The following is a 7,097-nucleotide window of genomic DNA, read 5'->3' on the forward strand; positions in this document are numbered from 1 at the left end:
ATGGGTTGCAATAATTTTTCCGGCCTGATATAAAATCGGGCTCGTCGGAGCGTAGCGCAGTCTGGTAGCGCACCTGCCTTGGGAGCAGGGGGCCGGAGGTTCGAATCCTCTCGCTCCGACCATTAGCGCCAGTAGCTCAGCTGGATAGAGCAACGGCCTTCTAAGCCGTAGGCCGGGGGTTCGAGTCCTCCCTGGCGCGCCATTAGAAAAAAAGGGAGACCCGGTAAGTTTCCCGTTGACAAGAGTACCCCTCTTGGCTAGGATGTGACCGCTTTTGTGGTGGGTGTAGCTCAGTCGGTAGAGCACTGGATTGTGGCTCCAGTTGTCGAGGGTTCGATCCCCTTCACTCACCCCATAGAATTCTCTGGCCCACCTTTTTTCCGTATCGATGAATGTGGCGACATCGTCACAGGTGAGTCGGCAAAAAGGCGGGCCTTTCGTTGTTTGCAGTGCAGGTAAGAGTTGGCGCATGCAGCCCGGTTAATCCTTCGGCTGCTGCCGTCAATTCATTTCTGGCAGGCTTCATGGTCTTTCGATCCTCGTCTGATGCGAGAGTGGCGGAATTGGCAGACGCACTGGACTTAGGATCCAGCGGGCAACCGTGGGGGTTCGACTCCCCCCTCTCGCACCATCCCTCGTTTTCCTCAGTGCATGCACTGGATATCATAATTAGGTTCGCAGGCGATTTCCCTGCGGCTTGTCATCTACAAATAATAAATAAGACCCATAATCCAAGCGAGGTAACAGCATGAACGTCACCATAGACGACATCAGCAGCGTCAAAAAGAAACTTTCTTTCGAAGTAGCCGCCGAAACGGTCGATGCCGAGATTGAAAAGGCCTACCAGAAGATTGCCAAGAGCGCCAAGATCAAGGGCTTCCGTCCCGGCAAGGCGCCACGTTCGGTGGTTGAGAAGCATTATGCGCCGCAGATGGAGGAGCAGGTTCTGGGGCGCCTGATCAACGATTCGTACTTCAAGGCCCTGGTTGAGCACCGCGTCGCCGCTATTACCGACCCTGAAATCGTCGAGAGCTCGCCGCTGCAGAAGGGCCAGGCCTTTACCTACCAGGCGCATGTCGAAATCAAGCCTGAAGTCGAGGTCAAGGACTATGCCGGCCTGACCCTGCAGAAGGAGAAGTTCGAGGCCGATCCCACGGTGGTCGACACCCGCCTGGATGAAATGCTCGCCGGCCGGGCCCAGATGCAGGTTTCCGAACGCGACGCGGCCCAGAGCGGCGACCAGGTGGTCATCGATTTCGAAGGTTTCGTCGACGGCGTGGCTTTTGACGGCGGCAAGGCGGCAGGACATCAGCTCGAGCTCGGATCCGGCAGTTTTATCCCCGGTTTCGAGGAGCAGCTTGAGGGGATGACGCGGGGCGAGGAGAAGGAGATCGAAGTCTCCTTCCCGGCGGAGTACGGCAACAAGGAACTCGCTGGCAAGCCGTCGGTGTTCAAGGTCAAGCTGCACGAGATCAAGGAAAAGGTGGTCCCTGAGCTGAATGACGATTTCGCCAAGGGCTTCGGCCTGGAGTCGTTGGCGGAGCTGCGCGAAAAACTTGAGGAGAACCACCGGACCCAGGAGCAGAATCGGATCGACGGCGATTTGCGTGAAAAGCTGATGGAGGCGCTGATCGAACGCAATCCGATGGAGGTTCCCGAGGCGATGGTCTCCAGCCAGCTGGACTACATGCTGGGCAATATCCGCAATCGCCTGCAGCAGCAGGGGATGAGCCTCGAAATGATGGGGATGAACGAGGAGTCGTTCAAGCAGATGTACCGCGAAACGGCGGTCGCCCAGGTCAAGGGGAGCCTGCTGCTCGAAGGGGTTGCCCGCCAGGAGAAGCTTTCCGCGGATCCTTCCGAGGTCGATGGCAAGCTTGAGGAAATCGCCAAGATGTCCAACGCTCCCCTGGATGCGGTGAAGAAGTACTACGCTTCCGACGAGGCGCGTCGGGGCCTGATGGCCCAGATTGTCGAAGAAAAAGCCATGCGGCTCCTGCTTGATAAATCAACGGTCGAAGAAGTGACCAAGGACCAGTTGGCCGCCAGCGGCCAGGAAAAATCGGAGGAGTAACGCCATGAGCCTTATCCCGATGGTGGTCGAACAGACGGGGCGCGGCGAACGCGCCTATGACATCTACTCGCGCCTGCTTAAGGACCGGATTATTTTCCTGGGCGGGGCGATAGAAGACCACATGGCCAACCTGATCATCGCCCAGTTGCTGTTCCTTGAGTCGGAGGATCCTGACAAGGATATCTACCTGTACATCAACTCGCCGGGCGGGGTGGTCACGGCCGGGATGGCTATTTACGACACGATCCAGTACCTGAAGTCGCCGGTGTCGACGATCTGTGTCGGCCAGGCCGCGAGCATGGGCGCCGTCCTTCTCGCCGCCGGGGCCAAGGGCAAGCGTTTTGCCCTGCCGCACGCCAGGGTCATGATCCATCAGCCGCTCGGGGGATTTCAGGGGCAGGCGACCGACATCAAGATTCACGCGGCAGAAATCCTCAAGATCCGTGATACCCTTAACGGAGTCCTGGCAACCCATAGCGGTCAGCCGCTGGAGCGGATCGAGGTGGATACCGAGCGCGACTTTTTCATGGGTAGCGAAGACGCTAAAAAATATGGTATTATTGACGACATCGTAAAAAGAAAAGCCTGACTTTTTAGCGCGGAGGATTTTTAGTGAGTCGAGATGATTCTCAAACAGGGCAGCTGACCTGCTCTTTTTGCGGCAAGGCCCAGGAAGAGGTAAAGAAGCTCATTGCCGGGCCGGCGGTTTATATCTGCGACGAATGCATCGAGCTGTGCAAGGATATCATCGCCGAAGAAGCCAAGCTTGAAGACTCGGCCCATGGCGGTACCGGGCATCTGCCCAAGCCTTATGAAATCAAGGACGCCCTGGATGATTTCGTCGTCGGGCAGGAGCGGGCCAAGAAGGTGCTCGCGGTTGCCGTCTACAATCATTACAAGCGGGTCGAGTTCTCCGGCAAGACCGGGGACGTTGAAGTACAGAAAAGCAACATCCTGCTTCTGGGCCCGACCGGCAGCGGCAAGACCCTGCTGGCGCAGACCCTGGCGCGGATTCTCAATGTGCCGTTTGCCATTGCCGACGCCACCAATCTGACCGAGGCCGGCTATGTCGGCGAAGACGTCGAAAATATTATCCTCAACCTGCTGCAGTCGGCCGATTACGATATCGAGAAGGCGCAGAAGGGGATCATCTATATCGACGAGGTCGACAAGATCGCCCGCAAGTCCGATTCCCCCTCGATCACCCGCGACGTTTCCGGCGAAGGGGTTCAGCAGGCGCTGCTGAAAATCATCGAAGGGACCATGGCCAGCGTCCCCCCCAAGGGCGGCCGCAAGCACCCCCAGCAGGAGTTCCTCAAGGTCGACACGACCAATATCCTGTTTATCTGTGGCGGAGCTTTCGCCGGCCTCGAAGATGTCATCACGCGGCGGACCGGGACCAAGAGCATGGGCTTCGGCGCCGAAATCAAGCAGAAAAAAGACCAGCGGCTGGGGGAAACCCTGCTCCAGGTCGAGCCGGGGGACCTGCTCAAGTATGGTCTCATCCCCGAGTTCATCGGCCGTCTGCCGGTGGTGGCTACCCTCAATGAACTGGACGAGGAAGCCCTCATCCAGATCCTCAAGGAGCCCAAGAACGCCCTGGTGAAGCAGTACCAGAAACTGTTTGAGCTGGAAAAAGTCAACCTCAAGTTCACCGACGGGGCCTTGGTGGCCATTGCCAGGGATGCTCTCAAGAGAAAAACCGGTGCTCGCGGTTTGCGTTCGGTTCTTGAGAATGCCATGCTCGACGTGATGTACGACATTCCGTCCCAGGATCGGGTCAAGGAAGTTGTCATCAATGAAGATGTCATTCTCAAGCAGGCCCGGCCGATCGTTCTTTACGACTGTGCCGAATCTGCCTGAGGGTTGAGTCTCAGAACCGCTGAGCCATCCAACGCGCCGCTTGCTGATTCTATTTTCTCTTCACTCCAGCAGGGAACGTTCTGAGAACCATGACAGAGTTTATAGATCATACCGATATTCAGGAAAATCCGGCGGATATCCCCGTGTATCCGCTGCTGCCCCTCCGCGACATCGTTATCTTCCCCTACATGGTGACCCCGCTGTTTGTCGGTCGTCCTCGCTCTATTCACGCCCTGGAGGGGGCGATGGAGAAGGATAAGCTGGTCTTTCTTGCGACCCAGAAAGACCCGAAGACCGACGAGCCTGGCGAGGATGATCTCTACGACATCGGCATCGTCGGTCAGGTTATCCAGTTACTCAAGCTGCCTGACGGCACGGTGAAAGTTCTGATCGAGGGTAAGCATCGGGGCCGCCTGCAGTCATTTATGGATCGCGACGAGTGTGTTTTTGCTTCGATCGAACCATTGCCTGATCTGCCTGTCGAATCTCCCGAGGTCGAAGCGTTGCTCCGCAGCGCCTGCGAAACCTTTGAAAATTATGTCAATCTCGGCAAGAAGATCCCTTCGGAAATGGTTTCCTCGGTTTCCGGGATTTCCGATCCGGGCCGACTGGCCGATACCATTGCCGCTCATCTGAACGTCCGCATTCCCGATAAACAGGAAGTCCTCTCCTGTATCAATCCCCTTGACCGCCTGGAACTCCTGCTGGCCATGATGGAGCGGGAGGTGGAGATCCTGCAGATCGAAAAGAAGATCCGCACCCGGGTCAAGAGTCAGATGGAGCGGAGCCAGAAGGAATACTACCTGAATGAGCAGATGCGGGCCATTCAGAAAGAGCTTGGCGAAAAAGACGAGTTCAAGCAGGAGATCCGGGAACTTGAAGGCAAGATCAGCAAGCGCCGGATGTCCAAAGAGGCCACAGACAAGGCGCTGGCTGAGTTGCGCAAGCTGAAGATGATGTCTCCCATGTCCGCCGAAGCGACGGTGGTGCGTAACTATATCGATTGGCTGGTCACCCTGCCCTGGAGAAAGGGGACCAAGGACAGCATCGATCTGGATCGCGCCGAGGCGGTTCTCGAGGCCGACCACTACGGGCTGGAAAAGGTCAAGGAGCGGATTATCGAATACCTTGCGGTGCAGGCCCTGGTGAAAAAAATCAAGGGGCCGATTCTTTGCCTGGTCGGCCCTCCCGGGGTCGGTAAAACGTCGCTTGGCCGTTCGGTCGCCAAATCGCTCGGGCGCAAGTTCGTGCGGATGTCCCTCGGGGGGATGCGTGACGAAGCAGAGATTCGTGGTCACCGGCGGACCTATATCGGCGCCATGCCGGGCAAGGTCATCCAGGGGCTGCGTAAGGTCGGGGTGCGCAATCCGGTCTTCCTGCTCGACGAGATCGACAAGATGAGCACCGATTTCCGCGGCGACCCTTCCTCTGCCCTGCTTGAGGTTCTGGATCCGGAGCAGAACAACGCCTTTGGCGATCATTTCCTGGATGTCGACTACGATCTGTCCAGTGTGCTCTTCATCGCTACGGCCAACTCTTTGTATTCCATTCCCAGGCCGTTGCAGGACCGAATGGAGATCATCCGCATAGAAGGCTACACCGAGGAGGAGAAGCTGGCTATCGCCCAGCGATATCTCTTACCCAAGCAGCTGGAAACGCACGGGCTCATGGAGGAGCAGGTGAACTTCTCCGAATCGAGCCTGTATGAAATTATTCGCCGCTATACCCGTGAATCCGGGGTGCGCAACCTTGAGCGCGAGATTGCCAATGTCTGTCGCAAGATAGCCAGGGAGCTGGTCAAGTCGAAGGACAAGAAAAAGAAGTTCTCTGTCGGCGTCACCCAGGTCAAGAAATACCTCGGGGTTCCGCGCTACAGTTACGGTGTCAAGGAAGACGAAAACCGGGTCGGCATGACCACGGGCCTGGCCTGGACCGAGGTTGGGGGCGAACTGCTTACGATTGAGACCGCGATTCTTCCAGGCCAGGGCAAGCTGACGGTTACCGGCAAGCTGGGGGAAGTCATGCGGGAATCGTCGCAGGCGGCCTTGAGCTACGTGCGATCGCGTTGGCAGGAGCTGGGCCTGGAAAAAGATTTTTACCACAAGCTGGATATCCATATCCATGTGCCCGAAGGTGCTATCCCCAAGGATGGTCCCTCGGCCGGGATTACCATGGCAACCGCGCTGGCTTCTGCGCTTACCGGTCGCGCGGTTGATCGTGACCTGGCCATGACCGGTGAAATTACCCTGCGGGGACGGGTTTTGCCGATCGGCGGCTTGAAGGAGAAGCTTCTGGCGGCTAAAAGAGCCGGAATTACTAAGGTTATTATTCCTCAGGAGAATGAGAAAAATCTTGAGGAGGTGCCGGCTCAGATTCTTAAATCGCTGACCGTGGTCGCCGTCGACCATATGGATCAGGTCATCGAAGAGGCGCTTGGGGAATCCGTCCCCATGTCTCCGCTGGGGCCCGCAGAGGATTATGTCGCCAATGCTGAAGAGCCGGTGCGGCATTAGATATTTTTAGCAAAATATAAGCTTGACACTTATTTTAGAAGTTTGGTATATATGCCTTCGTTTTGAAGGGCTTAAACCATTCCTAATCACTGGAGGTATGCTGTGACGAAAGCCGATCTTGTCAATGCAATGGCAGAAAAAGCAGGACTGAGCAAAACCGATGCCGAAAAGGCACTCAAGGCATTCACGGATGCTGTATCCGATGCTCTGAAGGCTGGGGAAAAAGTTGCCCTGGTGGGCTTTGGTACGTTCAGCGTTGGTCAGCGCGCTGCCCGCACCGGTCAGAATCCCCAGACTGGCGACAAGATTCAGATTGCTGCAGCCAACACCCCGAAATTCAAGGCCGGCAAGGCGTTGAAAGATTCTGTTAACTGATTAAATTCCCATTTAGGGAACAGGCAAGCAGGAAACGATAAAACGCACTCTTCCGCCACTTCTTTTGCTCGTTTTTCGTTTCCTGTTTTCTTTTTGCGGGGCTGTAGTAGAGTCGGTTACAACGCCGGCCTGTCACGCCGGAGGTCGCGGGTTCGAGTCCCGTCAGCCCCGCCATTTAAAAAGAGCACGGGCGAATAGCTCAGCTGGGAGAGCATCGGCCTTACAAGCCGAGGGTCACAGGTTCGATCCCTGTTTCGCCCACCAAGTTACAT

Annotated in this window: 5 protein-coding genes and 6 tRNA genes; all 11 read left to right on the top strand. The window is 56.6% G+C overall.

What is annotated here, in order from left to right; all coding sequences use genetic code 11:
• Positions 1 to 45: 45 nt before the first annotated feature.
• Positions 46 to 122: transfer RNA gene (locus ABYV89_RS12880), tRNA-Pro, on the top strand.
• A gap of 3 nt (positions 123 to 125) precedes the next feature.
• Positions 126 to 202, top strand: a tRNA-Arg gene (locus tag ABYV89_RS12885).
• Positions 203 to 279: 77 nt separating this feature from the next.
• Positions 280 to 355 (top strand) — tRNA-His (locus ABYV89_RS12890).
• A 193-nt stretch (positions 356 to 548) separates the two neighbouring features.
• Positions 549 to 631, top strand: a tRNA-Leu gene (locus ABYV89_RS12895).
• A gap of 117 nt (positions 632 to 748) precedes the next feature.
• Positions 749 to 2,074 carry a trigger factor gene (gene tig, locus ABYV89_RS12900; RefSeq protein ID WP_432823358.1) on the top strand — a complete coding sequence of 442 codons (1,326 nt, stop codon included), beginning with the start codon at positions 749 to 751 and terminating at the stop codon, positions 2,072 to 2,074.
• A gap of 4 nt (positions 2,075 to 2,078) precedes the next feature.
• On the top strand, positions 2,079 to 2,663 hold the full coding sequence (gene clpP, locus ABYV89_RS12905) for an ATP-dependent Clp endopeptidase proteolytic subunit ClpP (protein WP_432823359.1): 585 nt from the start codon (positions 2,079 to 2,081) through the stop codon (positions 2,661 to 2,663).
• 23 nt (positions 2,664 to 2,686) lie between these two features.
• Positions 2,687 to 3,937: an ATP-dependent Clp protease ATP-binding subunit ClpX gene (gene clpX / locus ABYV89_RS12910; protein WP_432823360.1), complete on the top strand. Its 1,251-nt coding sequence runs from the start codon at positions 2,687 to 2,689 to the stop codon at positions 3,935 to 3,937.
• Between the two features lie 89 nt (positions 3,938 to 4,026).
• Entirely contained in the window at positions 4,027 to 6,450 is a 2,424-nt protein-coding gene (gene lon / locus ABYV89_RS12915; protein ID WP_432823361.1) for an endopeptidase La, read from the top strand.
• A 102-nt stretch (positions 6,451 to 6,552) separates the two neighbouring features.
• Positions 6,553 to 6,825, top strand: a complete 273-nt coding sequence (locus ABYV89_RS12920) for an HU family DNA-binding protein (protein WP_432823362.1) — start codon at positions 6,553 to 6,555, stop codon at positions 6,823 to 6,825.
• Between the two features lie 97 nt (positions 6,826 to 6,922).
• Positions 6,923 to 6,999 (top strand) — tRNA-Asp (locus tag ABYV89_RS12925).
• 14 nt (positions 7,000 to 7,013) lie between these two features.
• Positions 7,014 to 7,089, top strand: a tRNA-Val gene (locus ABYV89_RS12930).
• The last annotated feature ends 8 nt before the right edge of the window (positions 7,090 to 7,097 follow it).

It is taken from the genome of Trichloromonas sp., from assembly GCF_041583255.1.
Classification (GTDB): domain Bacteria; phylum Desulfobacterota; class Desulfuromonadia; order Desulfuromonadales; family Trichloromonadaceae; genus Trichloromonas.